17 protein-coding genes are annotated in these 17,273 nt (G+C 72.4%); 9 read left to right on the forward strand and 8 right to left on the reverse strand.

The genetic code is table 11. The features are described 5' to 3' along the window. Positions 1-1,395: DNA topoisomerase (ATP-hydrolyzing) (locus C5H89_RS13095; RefSeq protein WP_114149427.1), on the reverse strand; the 1,395-nt coding region annotated here is incomplete at its 3' end. Positions 1,396-1,473: 78 nt separating this feature from the next. On the opposite strand from C5H89_RS13095, the gene C5H89_RS13100 reads away from it, so the two are divergent. From C5H89_RS13100 to C5H89_RS13115, 4 genes are read left to right on the forward strand one after another with little or no spacing between them, the layout of a single operon-like run. Further along, positions 1,474-4,182 (forward strand): bifunctional GNAT family N-acetyltransferase/acetate--CoA ligase family protein, encoded by a 2,709-nt coding sequence (locus C5H89_RS13100; RefSeq protein ID WP_240181849.1) that lies wholly within the window; start codon positions 1,474-1,476, stop codon positions 4,180-4,182. Positions 4,183-4,217: 35 nt separating this feature from the next. Beyond that, a complete protein-coding gene (locus tag C5H89_RS13105) occupies positions 4,218-4,841 on the forward strand; it encodes a sulfotransferase family 2 domain-containing protein (protein WP_162799367.1) in 624 nt (207 codons plus the stop codon). A gap of 44 nt (positions 4,842-4,885) precedes the next feature. Next, the gene (locus C5H89_RS13110; RefSeq protein ID WP_101524237.1) at positions 4,886-5,485 is read left to right on the forward strand and encodes a DUF5998 family protein; all 600 of its coding nucleotides are present in this window, start codon (positions 4,886-4,888) and stop codon (positions 5,483-5,485) included. Then, positions 5,482-6,627 (forward strand): nucleotide pyrophosphatase/phosphodiesterase family protein, encoded by a 1,146-nt coding sequence (locus C5H89_RS13115; RefSeq protein ID WP_104107422.1) that lies wholly within the window; start codon positions 5,482-5,484, stop codon positions 6,625-6,627. Before C5H89_RS13110 ends, C5H89_RS13115 begins: the two co-directional genes overlap by 4 nt. Before the next feature lie 6 nt (positions 6,628-6,633). Here the strand turns inward: C5H89_RS13115 and C5H89_RS13120 are convergent, their stop codons facing one another. Beyond that, entirely contained in the window at positions 6,634-7,287 is a 654-nt protein-coding gene (locus C5H89_RS13120; RefSeq protein ID WP_104107423.1) for a thymidine kinase, read from the reverse strand. Positions 7,288-7,363: 76 nt separating this feature from the next. On the opposite strand from C5H89_RS13120, the gene C5H89_RS13125 reads away from it, so the two are divergent. Continuing rightward, the gene (locus C5H89_RS13125; RefSeq protein WP_104107424.1) at positions 7,364-8,374 is read left to right on the forward strand and encodes an aldo/keto reductase family protein; all 1,011 of its coding nucleotides are present in this window, start codon (positions 7,364-7,366) and stop codon (positions 8,372-8,374) included. Continuing rightward, a complete protein-coding gene (locus C5H89_RS13130) occupies positions 8,371-9,213 on the forward strand; it encodes a sulfurtransferase (protein ID WP_104107425.1) in 843 nt (280 codons plus the stop codon). Before C5H89_RS13125 ends, C5H89_RS13130 begins: the two co-directional genes overlap by 4 nt. Here C5H89_RS13130 and C5H89_RS13135 read toward each other — a convergent pair. After that, positions 9,185-10,045 (reverse strand): MOSC N-terminal beta barrel domain-containing protein, encoded by an 861-nt coding sequence (locus C5H89_RS13135; RefSeq protein WP_162799368.1) that lies wholly within the window; start codon positions 10,043-10,045, stop codon positions 9,185-9,187. The two genes, C5H89_RS13130 and C5H89_RS13135, sit on opposite strands and share 29 nt — an antisense overlap. Positions 10,046-10,058: 13 nt before the next feature. Further along, positions 10,059-11,072, reverse strand: a complete 1,014-nt coding sequence (gene sepH / locus C5H89_RS13140) for a septation protein SepH (RefSeq protein ID WP_104107427.1) — start codon at positions 11,070-11,072, stop codon at positions 10,059-10,061. A 174-nt stretch (positions 11,073-11,246) separates the two neighbouring features. On the opposite strand from sepH, the gene C5H89_RS13145 reads away from it, so the two are divergent. Further along, entirely contained in the window at positions 11,247-11,894 is a 648-nt protein-coding gene (locus C5H89_RS13145) for a TRIC cation channel family protein (RefSeq protein ID WP_101524243.1), read from the forward strand. 33 nt (positions 11,895-11,927) lie between these two features. Here C5H89_RS13145 and C5H89_RS13150 read toward each other — a convergent pair whose 3' ends face one another. Together C5H89_RS13150 and C5H89_RS13155 are read right to left on the reverse strand one after the other, a co-directional pair. Next, on the reverse strand, positions 11,928-13,232 hold the full coding sequence (locus tag C5H89_RS13150; protein WP_104107428.1) for a D-arabinono-1,4-lactone oxidase: 1,305 nt from the start codon (positions 13,230-13,232) through the stop codon (positions 11,928-11,930). Positions 13,233-13,242: 10 nt separating this feature from the next. Next, positions 13,243-14,436 carry an MFS transporter gene (locus tag C5H89_RS13155; RefSeq protein ID WP_104107429.1) on the reverse strand — a complete coding sequence of 398 codons (1,194 nt, stop codon included), beginning with the start codon at positions 14,434-14,436 and terminating at the stop codon, positions 13,243-13,245. A 37-nt stretch (positions 14,437-14,473) separates the two neighbouring features. Here C5H89_RS13155 and C5H89_RS13160 point away from each other — a divergent pair, with 37 nt between their 5' ends. Continuing rightward, entirely contained in the window at positions 14,474-15,574 is a 1,101-nt protein-coding gene (locus C5H89_RS13160) for a ferrochelatase (protein ID WP_104107430.1), read from the forward strand. Further along, positions 15,571-16,398 carry an inositol monophosphatase family protein gene (locus C5H89_RS13165; protein WP_104107431.1) on the forward strand — a complete coding sequence of 276 codons (828 nt, stop codon included), beginning with the start codon at positions 15,571-15,573 and terminating at the stop codon, positions 16,396-16,398. Before C5H89_RS13160 ends, C5H89_RS13165 begins: the two co-directional genes overlap by 4 nt. A 1-nt stretch (position 16,399) precedes the next feature. Here C5H89_RS13165 and C5H89_RS13170 read toward each other — a convergent pair whose 3' ends face one another. Continuing rightward, complete coding sequence (locus C5H89_RS13170) at positions 16,400-16,687, reverse strand: DUF4235 domain-containing protein (protein ID WP_104107432.1); 288 nt, start codon at positions 16,685-16,687, stop codon at positions 16,400-16,402. Between the two features lie 29 nt (positions 16,688-16,716). Then, positions 16,717-17,187 (reverse strand): DUF3093 domain-containing protein, encoded by a 471-nt coding sequence (locus tag C5H89_RS13175; protein WP_240181850.1) that lies wholly within the window; start codon positions 17,185-17,187, stop codon positions 16,717-16,719. Positions 17,188-17,273 lie beyond the last annotated feature (86 nt).

The raw sequence follows: 17,273 nt of genomic DNA on the forward strand, positions 1-17,273 counted from the left end.
CGCGTCGAGAGCCTCGATCTGGCTCTCCAGCTCCGACTTCTCCTTCTCCAGCTCGAGGGTGGAGAAGCGGGTCAGCCGGCGCAGCGGCATGTCCAGGATGTAGGTGGCCTGGATGTCGCTGAGGTCGAAGACGTCGATCAGCCGCTCCTTGGCCATCGCGGAGTTGTCGCTGGAGCGGATGAGCTGGATCACCTCGTCGATGTCGAGGATGGCGATCATCAGCCCGGCGACCAGGTGCAGCCGGTCCGCCGCCTTGCCGCGCCGGAACGTCGTACGCCGGCGGACCACGTCGAAGCGGTGAGCGAGGAAGACCTCCAGCATCTCCTTCAGGCCCATCGTCCGCGGCTGCCCGTCGACCAGGGCGACCGCGTTGATGCCGAAGGACTCCTCCAGCGGGGTCTGCTTGTACAGCTGCTCCAGCAGGGCCTCGGGGACGAACCCGTTCTTCACCTCCACGACCAGCCGCACGCCGTTGGCCCGGTCGGTGAGGTCCTTGATGTCGGAGATGCCGAGCAGCTTCTTGGACTGCACCAGGACCTTGATCCGCTCGATGATCCGCTCGGTGCCCACGCCGTAGGGCAGCTCGGTGATGACGATGCCCTTCTTGCGGGGCGTGACGGACTCGATCCGGGCGGTGGCGCGCATCTTGAAGGTGCCGCGGCCGCTCGCGTAGCCGTCCCGGACCCCGTCCAGGCCCACGATCTTGCCGCCGGTGGGCAGGTCCGGCCCGGGGATGAAGCGCATCAGGTCGTCCACGGACGCCTTGGGGTGGCCGATCAGGTGCTTGAGCGCCTGGACCACCTCGACCAGGTTGTGCGGGGGGATGTTGGTCGCCATGCCCACCGCGATGCCGGTGGCGCCGTTGACCAGCAGGTTGGGGATGGTCGAGGGCAGCACCCCCGGCTCGGTCTCGCGCGAGTCGTAGTTGGGCTTGAAGTCGACGGTGTCCTCGTCCAGCGAGGCCGTCATTGCCACCGCGGCCGGCGCCATCCGGCACTCGGTGTAGCGCATGGCGGCGGGGGAGTCGTCCGGTGACCCGAAGTTGCCGTGCCCGTCGACCATCGGCAGCCGCATCGACCACGACTGGGCCATCCGCACCAGCGCGTCGTAGATCGCACCGTCGCCGTGCGGGTGCAGCTTGCCCATCACCTCGCCGACCACGCGCGCGCTCTTCACGTGGCCGCGCTCGGGGCGCAGGCCCATGTCGGACATCGTGTAGAGGATGCGCCGCTGGACCGGCTTGAGGCCGTCCCTCGCGTCGGGCAGGGCGCGGGAGTAGATCACCGAATAGGCGTACTCCAGGAAGGAGGACTTGATCTCGTCGCCGACGTCGATGTCGAGGATGTGCTCCTCGAAGTCGTCGGGCAGGGGAGCCTTCGTGCCGCGTCTTGCCATGGCCACATTGTCCCCAACGTCCCGCCCCTTGGGGTGACAGGGCACGCCGTGGGGCAACGGCAGGTTAGATTCAGGGACGTGACCGAAGCCGAGACCGGGACCTTGACTACAGAGCCTCCCAAGCACTGGGAGGCCGACGTCCTGCTCCGCGACGGTCGCACGGCGCACATCAGGCCCATCCGGGCAACCGACGCTGAGCTGATGGTCGAGTTCTACAGCCGCGTCTCGGACCAGTCGAAGTACTACCGGTTCTTCGCCCCGATGCCGAAGCTCTCCGACAAGGACGTGGCCCGGTTCACCCAGGTCGACTTCGTGGGGCGCGTCGCGTTCGTGCTGCTCGTGGGCGGGAAGATGATCGCGGTGGGCCGCTACGACACCGTCGCGCCCGGCGAGGCCGAGGTGGCGTTCCTGGTCGAGGACAAGCACCAGGGCCGCGGCATCGGCCAGCTGCTGCTCGAGCACCTCGCCCAGGCCGGCCGTGAGCGCGGGATCGAACGGTTCGTCGCCGAGGTGCTGCCCGACAACCACCCGATGATCCGCACCTTCAAGGACGCCGGCTACCAGGTGGCCAGCCAGTACGACGACGGCCTGGTGTCGCTGGAGTTCTCCATCGACCCCACCGACACCGCCCTGGACGTGATGGAGCAGCGCGAGCACCGCGCCGAGTCCGCCTCGATCGAGAAGTTCTTCAACCCGCGCTCGGTGGCCGTCATCGGCGCCAGCCGACGTCAGGACACCATCGGTCAGGCGCTGGTCCGCAACCTGGTGCTGGGCGACTTCACCGGCCGCGTCTACGCCGTCAACCCCACCGCCGACGCGGTCTCGGGACTCCCGGCGTACGCGTCGGTGGCCGAGATCCCCGGCGAGGTCGACGTCGCCATCGTGGCGGTGCCGGCCGACGCGGTGCAGGACGTCGTGCTGGACTGCGCCGCCAAGGGCGTGCACGGCCTGGTGGTCATCTCCTCCGGCTTCGCCGAGACCGGCGAGGAGGGCCGCCGTCGCCAGCGCCAGCTCGTCGGGCTCTCCCGGTCCTACGGCCTGCGGCTGATCGGCCCCAACTGCCTGGGAGTGATCAACACCGACCCCGAGGTCTCGATCAACGCCTCGCTCTCCTCGGTGATGCCTCCCCGCGGTCGGGCGGGGTTCTTCTGCCAGTCCGGTGCGCTGGGCTCGGCCATCCTGGAGAAGGTGAACAACCGGGGCCTGGGGCTGACCACCTTCGTCAGTGCCGGCAACCGCGCCGACGTCTCCGGCAACGACCTGCTGCAGTACTGGGAGGAGGACGACTCCACCGAGGTCGTCCTGCTCTACCTGGAGTCCATCGGCAACCCCCGCAAGTTCTCCCGGATCGCGCGTCGGGTCTCCCGGCGCAAGCCGATCATCGCCGTGCGGTCCGGCCGCACCACCCAGGGTGTGCCCATGGGCCACGCGGTGCGCAAGATCGCGGCCCCCTCGCAGTCGGTGGACGCCATGTTCCGGCAGGCCGGGGTGATCCAGGTCGACACCCTGGAGGAGATGTTCGACGTCGCCCAGCTGTTGGCGCACCAGCCGCTGCCCCGGGGCCGCCGGGTCGCGGTCGTGGGCAACTCCGACGCCCTCGGCCTGCTGGCCGCGGACGCGGCCGCCGGCGCCGGCCTCGTGGTCAACAAGCAGGTGGCGCTGGGTGCGGAGGCCACGGCCGAGGACTTCGAGGACGCGCTGGACGCCGCCATCGACGACCCCGAGGTCGACGCGGTCGCCGCCATCTACATCCCGCCGCTCAACGTCAGCGGCGAGGACGTGGCCAACGTGCTCGCCGCCATCGGCGAGCAGTCGGACAAGCCCCTGGTCTCGACGTTCCTGGGGGCCGAGGGCGTGCCCGAGCTGCTGCGGGTCCCCGACGTCGCGGGCTCCACCGCCGGCCGCGGCTCGGTGCCGTCGTACCCGGCGGTCGAGGCCGCGGTCCGGGCCCTGGCCCGCGTCGTGGAGTACGCGATGTGGCTGCGCACCCCGGACACCCCGCCCGGCGACCTCGAGCTGGTGGACCGGCCTGCGGCCAAGAAGCTGGTCGCCGAGCTGCTGATCGAGCACCCCACGGGGCGCGACCTCAGCGACGCCGAGCAGTTCGAGCTGCTCGCCTGCTACGGCATCGACCTGTGGCGCACCCGCCCGGTGAGCTCGCTGGAGGAGGCACGCGCTGCCGGTGCCGAGCTGGGCTGGGACGTCGTGCTGAAGGCGACCGCTCCGCACCTGCGCGACCGCCCCGACCTGGCGCACGTGTGGCGCAACATCGACTCCCCGGACCAGATGGACGACGCGTGGAAGTCGCTGCGCGAGGTGATCACCGATCCCGGCAAGGCGGGCTTCGTGGTGCAGCGCAACGCGCCCCCCGGCGTCCCGGTGGCCGTGGCCAGCATCGAGGACCCGCTCTTCGGTCCGGTGATCTCGTTCGGCATTGGCGGTCCGCTCACCGAGCTGCTCGGTGACCGTGCCTTCCGCATCCCGCCGTTGGCCGAGCACGACGCCCAGGACATGGTTCGCGAGATCAAGGCGTCCCCCCTGCTCTTCGGCTACCGGGGGAGCGAGATCGTGGACGTGGAGGAGGTGGAGAGGATCGTGAGGCGGGTCGCGCAGTTGCAGTACGACGTGCCCCAGATCCGCTCGCTCTCGCTGCCCCTGGTGCTGGCCGGCCAGAGCGGGTGCGCCGTCCTGGGCTCGACCATCCGGATCGAGCCCGTCCTGGACCCGCGCTCGGACTGGTTCGTCCGGCGGCTGAGCTCGATGCCGGGGGACACGCTTCCCGACTGAGGCTCGCTGCCTCGGTGACCACTAGGATCACGGCCGTGCTGGTCTCCGACGCTCATCGCTTCCTCTTCGTGCACGTGCAGAAGACGGGCGGCGTCAGCGTGGAGCACCTGGTCCGTTCCCACCTGCCCGGGGTGCGCGGCATCGACGGTCTCACCCGGCACGCCCGACTCGGGCAGATCCTGGCCGCCGAGCCCGACCTGGTCGACTACTGGACCGTGGGGTTCGTGCGCAATCCCTGGGCCCGGCTGGTCTCCTGGTACGGCATGGTCCAGCGCTTCCGACGCCTGGCCGAGCAGGGCCGGCCCAAGGCGCAGCGGTTCCTCGCCGGAGAGGGGTTCATGGCCCGGGTGGCGCGCGACTACGCCGACTTCGACGCGTTCGTGCTGCGTGGCCCCGACGACTGGCCCCGGCTGCGCACGCCCCAGGTCGCCTACCTGACCGCCGAGGGGCGTACGGCGGACTTCGTGGGCCGCACCGAGAGCTTCGACACCGACGTCCGCACGGTGATGGTGCGGCTCGGCCTCTCGGACCAGGCGCCGATCCCGCGCGACAACGCGGCCCCGCCCCGCGACTACCGCCGTGACTACTCGGCCCTGACGCGGGACCGGGTCGCCGAGGTCTTCGCCGCGGACCTGAAGGCCTTCGACTACACCTTCTAGACCGCCGCGCAGCCCTACCGCCTGCCGCGTGACAGACTGCTCCCATGCGCAGCAGGACGCCCGAGCACGCTCCGGCCGAGAAGGACCATGCCCGCGAGCTGCGGTCGGCGATCGACCGCACCGGCTACTACCCCGAGGTGGTCTCCGACGGCGTCTTCGCCGCGCTCGGTGGAGAGCGGGTGGCCGCGTTCTACGTCCACCACGAGCCGACGTTCGAGCACGACGAGGTGCGCCGCCACCTGACGGTGGTGGTGCTGACCCCCACCCGGCTGCTGCTCGCGCACACCGATGAGCACCCGGGCGACGACATGCTGCCCGAGCCCTACACCTCCACCTCCACCGAGGCGATCACGCTGGCCTCGGTCCGGTCGGTGGTGGTGACCCGGATGGTGGCCAACCCCACCTCCGGTCCCGCGCCCGCCGCCGAGGCGGTGCTCACCATCGGCTGGGGTGGCGTCAGCCGGATCGACCTGGAGCCCGCCGCGTGCGCGGACCCCGCGTGCGAGGCCGACCACGGCTACACCGGGGTGCTGGCCGGCGACGACTTCTCGCTGCGGGTCTCTGCCGCGGCCGAGGGCCGGGACGCGGTCTCGGGCCTGCTGGCGTTCGCGGAGGCGCTCTCCGCCCGCACTCGCGGCGCATGAGTCCGGGCGCTCCGGGCCCGAGTGCGCCGGAGTTCGTGGAGCCGGCCTACGGGACGAGGTCGCTGGGCGACGTCGTGCCCGCCGTGGCCCAGGCACTGGGGGTGCCTCTGCCGGGGGCCACAACCCGCATGGTGCTGCCGGAGGCACCGGCCTACGTGGTGTTCCTGGTCGACGGACTGGGCGCCGAGCTGCTGCGCCGCTATGCCCACGCCGCGCCGTTCCTGGCCTCGCTGCTGGCAGAGCAGGCCACCGGCACCGCGGGCGTCCCGTCGACGACCGCCACCAGCCTCACCTCCCTGGGCACCGGGCTGGCCCCGGGGACCCACGGCCTGGTGGGGTTCACCAGCCGCATCCCCGGCACGGACCGCCTGCTCAACGCGCTGACCTGGGACAAGGCCGTCGACCCGGTGGACTGGCAGCCGCACCCCACGGCGTTCGCCCGGCTGGTCTCCGCCGGCGTGGCCACGACGGTGGTCAACAAGCGTGACTTCGTGCGCAGCGGGCTCACCATGGCCGCCCACCGGGGCGCGGAGTACGTCGGCGCCGACCGGGTGGGGGAGCGCATCGCCGCCGTGCTGGCGGCCTCGGCCTCACGTCCCTCGCTGACCTATGTCTACGACTCCGACCTGGACTGGACCGGGCACAAGTTCGGTGTCTCCTCCACCCAGTGGCTCCAACAGCTCTCCATGGTCGACGCCGAGGCCGAGCAGCTGCGCGAGACGCTGCCGCCGCAGGTGCGGCTCCTGGTGTTGGCCGACCACGGCATGGTCGACTCGCCGGTCCAGGCGCACATCGACGTCGACGAGCACCTGGGGCTGCGCGACGGGGTGGCGCTGCTGGGCGGGGAGGCCAGGTTCCGGCACCTCTACTGCGCGCGCGGCGCCGTGGACGACGTGGTCGCCACCTGGCGCGAGACCCTGGGGGAGGCCGCGGAGGTGCTGACCCGCGACGAGGCGGTACGCCGCGGCTGGTTCGGCGCCGCGGACGCCTCGGTGCTGCCCCGGATCGGCGACGTGCTCGTGGCCTGCCGCGGGACCAGCGCGATCATGTCCACCGCCGACTTCCCCTACGAGAAGACGCTGATCGGTCTGCACGGATCCCTGACGCCCGCGGAGATGCTCATCCCGATGATCGTGGTCTGAGCGGGCTCAGCCGAAGGGCAGGGGCTCGGGCGCGAGGCTGACCGCCTTGGCCCGCGCGGCGGTCAGGCGGCGCCGGTGGTGCTGGCGGCACAGCACCTCGTAGGCGACCTCCGCCGAGGGGTCGTCGGCCTGCTCGACGTCCCCGACGACCACGACGTCGCCCTCCACCACCATCACGCCGTTCTCGGTGCGCGCGTTCTGGGTGGCCTTCTTGCCGCACCAGCACAGTGCCTCAACCTGCAGCACGTTCATCCGGTCCGCGAGCTCGACCAGCCGCGCGCTGCCGGGGAACATCACGGTCCGGAAGTCGGTGAGGATCCCGAAGGCGAAGACGTCGATCTGCAGCTCGTCGACGACCTTGGCCAGCTGCTCGATCTGGAGCGGGGAGTAGAACTGGGCCTCGTCACAGATCAGGTAGTCGATGCGACCGCCCCGGGTGAGGGTCTCCACCACGTACTTCCAGAAGTCGAAGTCCGCGTCCACCTCGAGGGCGGCGTGGGTCAGCCCCAGCCTGCTCGACAGCACCGCCTCGCCGCCACGGTCGTGCGCGGTGAAGATCCGGCCCACCCGGCCACGCGTGGCGTGGTTGTGGTTCGTCTGGAGCGCGAGCGTGCTCTTGCCCGAGTCCATGGTGCCGGTGAAGAAGTGCAGTTCTGCCACGACCGAGGATCCTTCCACACCTGCGGCGCCTGGCAGAGCGCCGGACCACAGACGCCGTCCCGGTAGCGTCTGGACCATGGACTTCAGATACCTCGGCAACAGTGGCCTCAAGATCAGCGAGATCACCTACGGCAACTGGCTCACCCACGGATCCCAGGTGGAGAACGACGTGGCGAAGGAGTGCGTGCGCGCCGCGCTCGACGTGGGCATCACCACCTTCGACACCGCCGACGTCTACGCCAACACCCAGGCCGAGACGGTGCTCGGAGAGGCGCTGCGCGGCGAGCGCCGCCAGTCGCTGGAGATCTTCACCAAGGTCTACTGGCCCACCGGCCCCAAGGGCCACAACGACAGCGGCCTGTCTCGCAAGCACATCATGGAGTCGATCGACGGATCGCTGCAGCGGCTGCAGACCGACTACGTGGACCTGTACCAGGCACACCGGTACGACACCTGCACGCCGTTGGAGGAGACGATGCAGGCGTTCGCCGACGTCGTGCGCGCCGGCAAGGCGCTCTACATCGGGGTGAGCGAGTGGACCGCCGACCAGCTTCGGGCCGGGTCCGAGCTCGCCCGCGAGCTGGGGTTCCAGCTGATCTCCAGCCAGCCGCAGTACTCCATGCTGTGGCGGGTGATCGAGGACGAGGTGGTGCCCGCCTCCCGCGAGCTCGGCATCTCCCAGATCGTCTGGTCGCCGATGGCCCAGGGCGTGCTGTCGGGCAAGTACCAGCCCGGTCAGGCCCCGCCGGCGGGCTCGCGTGCCACCGACGAGAAGGGCGGCGCCGACATGATCAGCAGGTTCATGGACGACAAGACCCTGACCGCCGTCCAGCGGCTCAGGCCGATCGCGGAGTCGCTGGACCTCACGATGTCCCAGCTTGCCGTCGCCTGGGTGCTGCAGAACGACAACGTGGCCTCCGCGCTCGTCGGGGCCTCGCGTCCCGAGCAGGTGCACGAGAACGTGGTCGCCGCGGGCGTGACGATCCCGGAAGACGTGATGGCCAGCATCGACGAGGCGCTCGGTGACGTCGTGGAGCGCGACGCCGCCCGGACCGCGCAGCAGGCCCCGGCGCAGCGACCCTCGTGACGGGTCCGCTCATCTCGGCCGAGGAGCTCGCCGGGCTCCTCGGCGAGGTGACGCTGCTCGACGTCCGCTACGAGATGGGCGCCCAGGGCGGCCCGCCCCGGCATGCGGACTTCGTCGCCGGGCACCTCCCCGGCGCGCGGTACGTCGACCTGGACGCCGACCTCGCGGCCCCGCCGGGGGAGGAGGGCCGGCACCCGCTGCCGGAGCCGGACGACTTCCAGGCCGCGATGCGTCGACTCGGAGTCACCGGCTCCCGCCCGGTGGTGGTCTACGACGACTGGCAGGGGCGGGCGGCGGCGCGCGCGTGGTGGCTGCTGAGGTACCACGGGCACGCCGACGTCCGGGTCCTGGACGGCGGCCTCACCGCGTGGCGGGAGGCAGGCGGCGAGCTGGAGCGAGGTCTCCCGGCCCGTGTGGACGTGCCGGAGGCCGACTCGGACCCGGACGCCTTCGTGGTGGACCTCTCCTCGCAGCACCTGCCGGTGGTCTGGGCGCAGGACGTGGCCTCGGTCCGGGTGCTGGTCGACGCCCGGGCCGCCGCGCGCTACCGCGGCGAGGTGGAGCCCGTCGACCCGGTCGCCGGACACATCCCCGGAGCCGTCAACCTCCCCACCGAGCGCAACCTCGACGACTCGGGGCGCTTCCGCACCCCCGAGGAGCTCGCCCGGGTCTACGCCGGGGTGGGAGCCGTGCCGGGCGTCTCCGTCGCGGCGTACTGCGGCTCCGGGGTCACCGCCACCCACGACGTGCTGGCGATGGAGCTCGCCGGGATCCGGGCAGCGCTGTTCCCCGGGGGCTGGAGCGGTTGGATCACCGACCCGGCGCGGCCGGTCGAGTGACGGGGGAGACCCGGTCGCCCACTCGGATGGTCCCCGGGCCCTCGGGGATCAGCTCGACGGCGAAGACCAGGCCCTTGCCTCGACGCCGGTGCCGCGCCAGGGTGCGCAGCGGCTCCTTGCCCCGGGTCAGGGCCTGCGGGTCGACGGTGGTGATGACGCACCGGCTGATCTGACCGGCGACGCGGAACCGGACCTCGCCGATCTGGACCGCCTCCCAGCCGTCCTCCGCGAACGGCTCGTCGCCGTCGACCACCACGTTGGGACGGAAGCGCTGCACGGACACCGGCTCGGGCTCCTCCTGCCGTTGCTCGGCGCCCTGAACGATCCACTCGTTGAGCAGCGCCAGCGAGGCCCGCGAGACCAGGGAGACCGGCGCCGCGTCCGCGTAGCCGGTGTGGTCGTGAGGCGTGGCCCGGTCGTTGGCCAGGCGCCGCCGGGTCGGGTCGTCGCACCACAGCAGGCTCAGGTCGTCACGTCCGGACAGTGACCGGAACCAGGCGTCGGCCGCAGCACCCGCAGGCACCCCCTGGAGGTGCTCGGAGAACATCGTGAAGTCGGTCAGCCGTCCACCTCTGGGCACGTCCACCGACAGGGTGGGCTGACCCGGGGCTCGCAGGTGCAGCGCGGCCGTGGCCCCCGGATCGGTGACCGGGGTGTCGGTCACCACCCCCACCAGTGCCGGGAGCTCGCGTGCGGAGACCATGACGCCTCGGCCGTCGACCAGGGCCCAGGAGCGGTCATCGGCGAGCCCGCGTCGCAGCACCTCCGCGGACGGCAGTGGCCGCGGCGCGGTGCTCTTCACCGGATGCACGAAGAGGTCCGTCAGCCGCATGTCGGGCGACCCCTCAGTCGCCGGTGCCCCCACCGAACATGATCTCGTCCCAGCTCGGCACGGAGGCGCGCCCGCGGCTCTTCTTCACCGGACGGCGTGGGGCCTCCTCCGGCTTGGGGCTGGCAGGCTCCTCGGCCGGTGCCGCGTCCGTTTCCTGGCCCGTTTCCCCACCCGGGTCCTTGCGCGGGTCCTGGCCCGGCTCCTTGGCCGGCCTCTCCTCGAGACCCTCCAGGGGCAACGAGTCGGTGAGGTCCATGGTGGCGTCGTCCTCGTGGTCGACGCGTGCCTCGTGCTGCCGGGCCTCGTGCTCCGGGGCCGGGTCCTCCGAGACCAGCTCGATGGCGTCGTCGCCGAGGGGGAGCTCGTCGGTGGGCACCGAGCTGAGGCGGCGCCGCACGGGGGTCTCCGAGGCGGCGGGTGCGTCCGTCTCGACCGCGGCGGTCGCCTCGCCGACCAACCAGCGCGCGTCGTCGTCGTCGACCGTGACGTAGTTGCCGGGGACGTCGTAGGAGAACGTCGCCCGGCCGGAGCGCTGCTCCGTGCTGAAGGTGCCGACCAGGGTCCAGCGCCCGTCCTCGCGGCGCCAGGCGTCCCACTCCACGGCGCCCGGGTCGATGTGGCTGGCGCGCAGGTGCGCGGAGACGGTCTCGCCCAGGCTGCGGCCCCCTCCCAGGGAGCCGCTGCCCTCGGCCGAGCGGCGCCGCACCGAGGACAGCTGAGCCCGGCCGGCCACGTGCTCGCGCTCGGCCAGCACCGGCCCCGCGTAGATCATGATCTTCTCCACCGTCGAGTCAGCGGCCTCGGCCACGGCCTCGGGCGTCTCGCCGGCCCGGATCCGGGCCTGGATGTCACGGGGGCGGATGGCGCTGTCCATTCGTTTCTCCAAGGTGCCGGGGCGTCGTTCGGTGGCGCGGAGGGCGGCCCGGAGCGGGGCGTCGACATCGACGGTGTGCTCCACGCCTGTGTCGTCGACGAGCAGCAACCGCGTACGGTCATCGCTCAACCCGACGAGCGTGAGGTGCGCCATCGTGCACTGCTCCTGCCCTTGTCCGCCCCGGATTGCCGGGGCATGTCTCTCCGGTGGGTCGAGCCTACGCCAGCGCCGAGCGCGAGGAGACACATCATGCGGCGCGCCCCCCGGACCGCCTCCGCGACGACTCCCGGACCGCGGCGTGGTCCCGGACCGCTGTAGCCTCCGCGCATGACCGTCCTGGCCGTCGCCGCCCAGCACCAGACGGTGCTCGTGCTGATGGACCTCGCCGGGATCTTCGTCTTCGCGATCTCCGGGGCGCTCGTGGCGGTGCGCAAGCAGCTGGACGTCTTCGGGTGCCTGGTGCTGGCCGGGGCGACCGGGCTCGGTGGAGGCTGGATCCGCGACGTCCTGATCGGAGCGGCCCCGCCGGAGACGCTCACCGACTGGCGCTACCTGACGGTGCCGTTGGCGGCAGGGCTCCTGACCTTCGCGTTCCATCCGGCCGTGGGCCGGGCCGAGCGCGTGGTGAACGTCTTCGACGCCTTCGGGCTGGCGCTGTTCTGTGTCACCGGCGCGCTGAAGGCGCTCGACTACGGCCTCGGGCCACTGCCGGCGGCCCTGCTCGGCATGATCACCGGGATCGGTGGCGGCATGGTGCGCGACCTGCTCGCGGGCCGGATCCCGATCGTGCTGCGCGGCGAGCTGTACGCCATCCCCGCCCTGGCCGGCGCCGCGGTCGCGGTGCTCGCCGAGAGGCTGGACCAGCCGTGGTGGGTGATCGCCCCGGCGGGTGCGGGCGTGTGTCTCAGCTGGCGGCTGCTGGCGCTGTGGCGCAACTGGCAGGCCCCCATGCCCGCCGGTCCGGCCAGCGTCTGAGCGCCCACGGCGCGCCGGCCAGCCAGCCGCGGGTCAGGAGCCCAGGACCCGACGCAGGTAGCCGTTGGCGAACACCCGGTCGGGGTCCAGGCGGTCGCGCAGCGCGGTGAAGTCGTCCAGGCAGGGATGCAGCTCGCCCAGGGCCGTGGCGTCCAGGGAGTGCAGCTTGCCCCAGTGCGGGCGTCCTCCGTGGGCGCGCATCACCGACTCCATGGCGGCAAAGTAGGCGGCGTGGTCGACCTCCCGCGGCACGTGGAAGGCCAGGTAGGTCGCGTCCTGTCGGTAGGCGGTGGACAGCGGCACGTCGTCCGCAGGGGCGGTCCGGATCTCCACGGGGAAGCCGATGCGCCAGTCGTGGGCGTCGATCACCCGGCGCGCCTCGGCGAGCGCGGCGAGGCCGGCAGCCCGCGGCACGGCGTACTCCATCTCGCGGAAGCGCACCCGCCGGGTGGAGACGAAGACCTTGTGGGCGACGTCGGAGTAGGTCCGGGCCGACAGTGCGCGGGAGGAGACCCGGTTCACCGCCGGGACCACCGCGGGGAACCGGTTGCCGAGGCGGGTGGTCAAGCCGAAGACGGTGTTGGAGAGCAGCTCGTCGTCCAGCCAGCTCGACCACGGGGCGAGGGGCCGGGCGGTCCCCACGTCGTCGGCGAGGCGGGTGTTGGCCTTGAGGAGTGCGCCCTCGCTGTGCGGGAACCAGTGCACGTCGACGTGGTGGTGCGTGGCGACGAGCTCGTCGTGGCGCTCCAGCAGCTCGGCCCATCCGATGGGCCGCTCGGTGGCCTGGAGCAGGAACAGCGGCTCCACCGCGAAGGTGAGGCTGGTGAGCACGCCGAGGGCGCCGAGGCCGAGCCGGGCGAGGTCGAGGACCTCGGGGTTGGTGGTCCGGTCCGCCACCAGGACCTCCCCGGTCCCGGTCACCATCTCCAGGGCCACCACCTGGGCGGCCAGCCCGGCGGCGATGCCGCCGCTGCCGTGGGTCCCGGTCGAGATCGCTCCGGCGAGGGTCTGCTCGGCGATGTCCCCCATGTTGTGCAGCGAGAGTCCGAGACGCTCCAGCTCGGCGTTCAGGGTCTTCAACAGGGTGCCGGCTCCAGCGGTGACGGTCATGGCGCGGTGATCGACCGACAGGATCCCGGACAGGCCGCCGGGCCGGAGCATGGTGTGCTCGGGCGCCGAGATGCCGGTGAAGCTGTGCCCGGAGCCGACCATCTTGACCCCGGTGCCGGACTCCCGGGCCCGGGTGACCGCGGTGACCACGTCGGCGACGCTCCTCGGGTCTAGCACCTGCGTGGGCTCCGCCGACTCCAGCCCCGACCAGTTCGTCCAGCGCGTCATGATCCGCAGGCTAGTGCTTGGCGCCGGTCCGGTCCTCGGACCGACGAGTCCACTGCGCGGCGACGGCGCCGACGAGCCCGGCGGCCACCGCGACCAGGTACGCCGGGGACGCGCCCTGATGGTCGATCACGAAGCCCGCTGCCGCGGCGCCGGGCGCCACCCCGGCCGCCAGGCCGGTGTGCAGGATCGCCAGCCCTTCGGTGAGCCGACCGGGCGGCACCGAGCGCTCCACCATGCTGAGGGTGGCGATCAGGGTCGGGGCGACCGCGCCCCCGCTGACCAGCAGCAGCACCGCCATCAGCGGCACGGAGTCGACCAGCGCCAGCGGCACCATGCTCAGCGTCATCACCACGATGCCGACCCGCACCCGCACCGCCGGCCCTCGCCGCCAGGCGACCACACCGGTCACCAGCCCGCCCACCAGGCTGCCCAGCGCCCACGCGGCCAGCAGCACACCCGCCGCGGCGGGCTGGTCACGCTCGTCGGCGAAGGCAACGGTGGCGACCTCGGCGACCCCGAAGAGGCTGCCGAGCGCCAGACTGACCACAGCCAGCGGCGCCACCACGCCCCAGGGCATGGCCGGGCGGTCGGCGGCGGCGTGCCGCCCGCGCGGCGTGGGCTCGGTGTCGCGTTGTGCGGCGTAGGCGAAGGTGCCGGCCACCCCGGTCACCACGGCCACCGCCAGCCCGGCCACCGGGTGCCACAGCGTGGCCAGGACGGTGACCGCCACCGGCCCGACCATGAAGACGACCTCGTCCAGGACCGACTCCAGGGCGTAGGCGGTCTGCACCTCCTGGGTGTCGGAGAGCAGGTTCGACCAGCGTGCCCGGACGCTGGCACCCACCTGGGGGAGGGAGCCGCCCGCGATGGCCGCGAAGACGTACGTCGCCGCCACCGGCCAGGACTGCTCCACCGCCAGCACCATCAGCGCGAGGGCGGCGCCGAAGACGGAGATGGCCAGCGGCAGCACCCGGGACTGGCCGTGGGTGTCGAGCCATCTGCCGTGGAGCAGCGCCATCGCCGCCTCGGCCAGCACGTAGGTGGCCGAGACGGTGCCGGCCAGCCCGTAGGAGCCGGTCTCGCCCTCCACGAGCAGCACGATTCCCAGGCTGACCATGGAGATGGGCAGGCGCGCCACCAGGGCGGCGGCGCTGAAGCGGAGGGCACCCGGGCGGCTCAGCACCCGGCGGTATGAATCGAGCATCTCCGCGTACCTTAGGTGCTCTCCCTACGATGGGCGCATGACGCCTCTCGTGGCCCCGGACGTGGCTCCCTACGACGCACTGCTCCTGCTCTCCTTCGGAGGACCCGAGAGGCCCGAGGACGTGGTGCCCTTCCTGGAGAACGTCACCCGGGGCCGGGGGATACCGCGAGAGCGGCTCGAGGAGGTCGGCGAGCACTACTTCCGGTTCGGCGGCCGGTCGCCCATCAACGACCAGAACCGGGCCCTGCTGGCGGCCCTGCGCGAGGACCTGGCCGGGGCGGGCGTGGACCTCCCGATCTACTGGGGCAACCGCAACTGGGACCCCTTCCTGGTCGACACGGTGCGGCAGATGGCTGCCGACGGGATCACCCGGGCCGCGGTGCTGCCCACGTCGGCGTACTCCTCGTACTCGTCGTGTCGCCAGTACCGGGAGAACCTGGCCGACGCCGTGGCGGAGGTCGAGGGAGCACCCCGCCTCGACCGGCTGCGGCAGTACTTCAACCACCCCGGCTTCGTCGAGCCGGTCGTCGACGCGACGCTGGCCTCGCTGGCCGACCTGCCCGAGGACCTGCGCGACACCGCGGTGCTGGTCTTCGTGACCCACTCCATCCCGGTGTCGATGGCCGAGCAGAGCGGTCCCGCGGGCAACGCCTACGTCCTCCAGCACCGCAGCGTGATGGAGGAGGTGGTGGAACGGGTGCGCCAGGAGATCGGCGTCCGGCCGCACCACGACCTGGTCTACTGCTCGCGCTCCGGCGCCCCGCACGTCCCCTGGCTGGAGCCGGACGTCAACGACCACCTGGAGGCCCTGGCCCGCCGCGGCACCCGAGCGGTGGTGATGGTCCCGATCGGCTTCGTCTCCGACCACATGGAGGTCATCTTCGACCTCGACACCGAGGCCATGGCGACGGCGACGAAGCTGGGCATCACCGCGGCCCGGGCGGGAACCCCCGGCATCGACCCGCGGTTCGTGGCGATGGTGCGCGACCTCCTCGTCGAGCGCGCCGCGGTCGAGCGCGGGGAGCAGCCGCACCGTCAGAGCGTGGGCTCCATGGGCCCCTGGCAGGACCTCTGCGCGCCGGGCTGCTGCCCGAACCCGCGAGGGCCGCGCCCGGCCCTGTGCGGGCTGCCGGAATGACGCTGCCCCCCGGGAGCGACCAGGCGCTGGCGCTGCGAGACCTGGCGATCGAGATCGGCACGGAGGCGGCGGGGCTGGTGCGCACCCTGGCCGCCAGCACCGTCTCGGTCTCCGCCACCAAGTCCAGCCCCGTCGACGTGGTCACCGAGGTGGACCGAGCGTGCGAGGAGCTGGTGCGCGCCCGGCTGCTGGCCGCTCGACCTCAGGACGCCGTGCTGGGGGAGGAGGAGGGCGACACCGAGGGCACCAGCGGGGTGCGCTGGATCGTCGACCCGGTCGACGGCACCGTCAACCTGCTCTACGGCATCGGCGAGTACGCCGTCTCGCTGGCCGCCGAGGTGGACGGCGAGGTGGTGGCGGGCGTCGTCGTCGACGTCGCCAAGGACGTGCTCTACGCCGCGGCGCTCGGCCACGGCGCGACGCGCGACGGCGTGCCCCTGAGGGTGCGTCCCTCGCCGCCGGTCCCGGAGCGGCTGGTGCTCACCGGGTTCGGCTACCGGCCCGAGGTGCGGGCCCACCAGGGCGCCTGCGTCGCCCGGCTGCTGCCCCGGGTGCGCGACATCCGCCGGATGGGCTCGTGCGCGCTGGACCTGTGCCACGTGGCCGAGGGCACGGCCGACGGCTACGTCGAGGACGGTCCCCGGCCCTGGGACTGGGCGGCGGGTTCGCTGATGGTCACCGAGGCCGGCGGCCGGTTCGCCGTCCTTGCGGGCGCACCGGCTCCGCACCGCCTCACCACCGAGGACTCGGTGCTGGTGGCCTCACCGGCCCAGGGCTGGGACGACCTGGTGGCGCTGCTGCGGCAGACCGGGTTCCTGGCCTGAGCTACTTGCCGTCCTTCTGCAGGTCGGGCGGCAGGTGGCCGGTGGAGCGGGTGTAGTAGTTGGCGGCCCGACGCTGGGCCAGCATCCGCGCCAGCCCCACGGCCAGTCCGCTCACCGCGGCCCAGGCCACCGCCTCCCACAGGTCGACATCGGGGTCGGCCGGGTTCTCCGGCGGGTTCTTGCCGGTCGCCGCCTTCCACGTGGTGTTGAGCGACTTTTTCGCCAGCGCCGCCGCGCCGAGGGCGGAGCCGAGCGAGAAGACGGTCCAGAACTTCGAGCCTGATGCCATGGTGTTCCTCCTGAGGTCTGGTCGTGACCCTACCCAGCGGCGGGGTCGGACATGCGCGGTGCCGCTGCGGCCCGGGTGAGCGCCTCGGCCAGCTCGGCGGGGCGGCGGCTGCTGACCAGCCAGTACGGCGTCGGATCGGCGGGGTCGGTGATCTCGATCCGGACCGCCCGCTTGAGGTAGGGGCGCAGCACCAGGTAGGCCCGGGCGTCAGCGTCGACGCCGGCGAGTGCTCGCGCGGCGTCGGCGTCCAGCGGCTCCGCCGTGCCGACGTGCTCGAGGGGGACGTGGGCGCGCCCGGCGTGCAGCTCGCCTCCGGCCACGGTGACGCGTGCGCCGTAGGCCAGGAACCCGGCAGCCAGCACCAGGGCCGCGGCGCCGGTGATGGTCCAGGCGACGGCACCGGGGATCGCCACGATCAGGGCCAGCCACAGGCTGGCGATCATCATCGTCCCCTGGACCCACCACCGCAGCGGCACGTGCAGGCGTTCGGCGTACTCCACGGGGACAAGAGTAGGCGGGTGGGGTAGCGCCGGGCGCAGGTAGGGTGTGCCGCCGTGACCGACTCCCCGCGCGAGGACCAGGACCT

The sequence above is a fragment of the Nocardioides sp. 616 genome (assembly GCF_002930065.1).
GTDB lineage: Bacteria > Actinomycetota > Actinomycetes > Propionibacteriales > Nocardioidaceae > Nocardioides > Nocardioides houyundeii.

Bases quoted from the DNA above. Each gene is read 5' to 3' on its own strand.
- C5H89_RS13110 (WP_101524237.1), top strand. From the start codon at position 4,886: ATGCGCAGCAGGACGCCCGAGCACGCTCCGGCCGAGAAGGACCATGCC.
- C5H89_RS13115 (WP_104107422.1), top strand. From the start codon at position 5,482: ATGAGTCCGGGCGCTCCGGGCCCGAGTGCGCCGGAGTTCGTGGAGCCG.
- C5H89_RS13125 (WP_104107424.1), top strand. From the start codon at position 7,364: ATGGACTTCAGATACCTCGGCAACAGTGGCCTCAAGATCAGCGAGATC.
- C5H89_RS13135 (WP_162799368.1), bottom strand. From the start codon at position 10,045: ATGCGGCTGACGGACCTCTTCGTGCATCCGGTGAAGAGCACCGCGCCG.
- sepH (WP_104107427.1), bottom strand. From the start codon at position 11,072: ATGGCGCACCTCACGCTCGTCGGGTTGAGCGATGACCGTACGCGGTTG.
- C5H89_RS13145 (WP_101524243.1), top strand. From the start codon at position 11,247: ATGACCGTCCTGGCCGTCGCCGCCCAGCACCAGACGGTGCTCGTGCTG.
- C5H89_RS13150 (WP_104107428.1), bottom strand. From the start codon at position 13,232: ATGACGCGCTGGACGAACTGGTCGGGGCTGGAGTCGGCGGAGCCCACG.
- C5H89_RS13155 (WP_104107429.1), bottom strand. From the start codon at position 14,436: ATGCTCGATTCATACCGCCGGGTGCTGAGCCGCCCGGGTGCCCTCCGC.
- C5H89_RS13160 (WP_104107430.1), top strand. From the start codon at position 14,474: ATGACGCCTCTCGTGGCCCCGGACGTGGCTCCCTACGACGCACTGCTC.
- C5H89_RS13165 (WP_104107431.1), top strand. From the start codon at position 15,571: ATGACGCTGCCCCCCGGGAGCGACCAGGCGCTGGCGCTGCGAGACCTG.
- C5H89_RS13170 (WP_104107432.1), bottom strand. From the start codon at position 16,687: ATGGCATCAGGCTCGAAGTTCTGGACCGTCTTCTCGCTCGGCTCCGCC.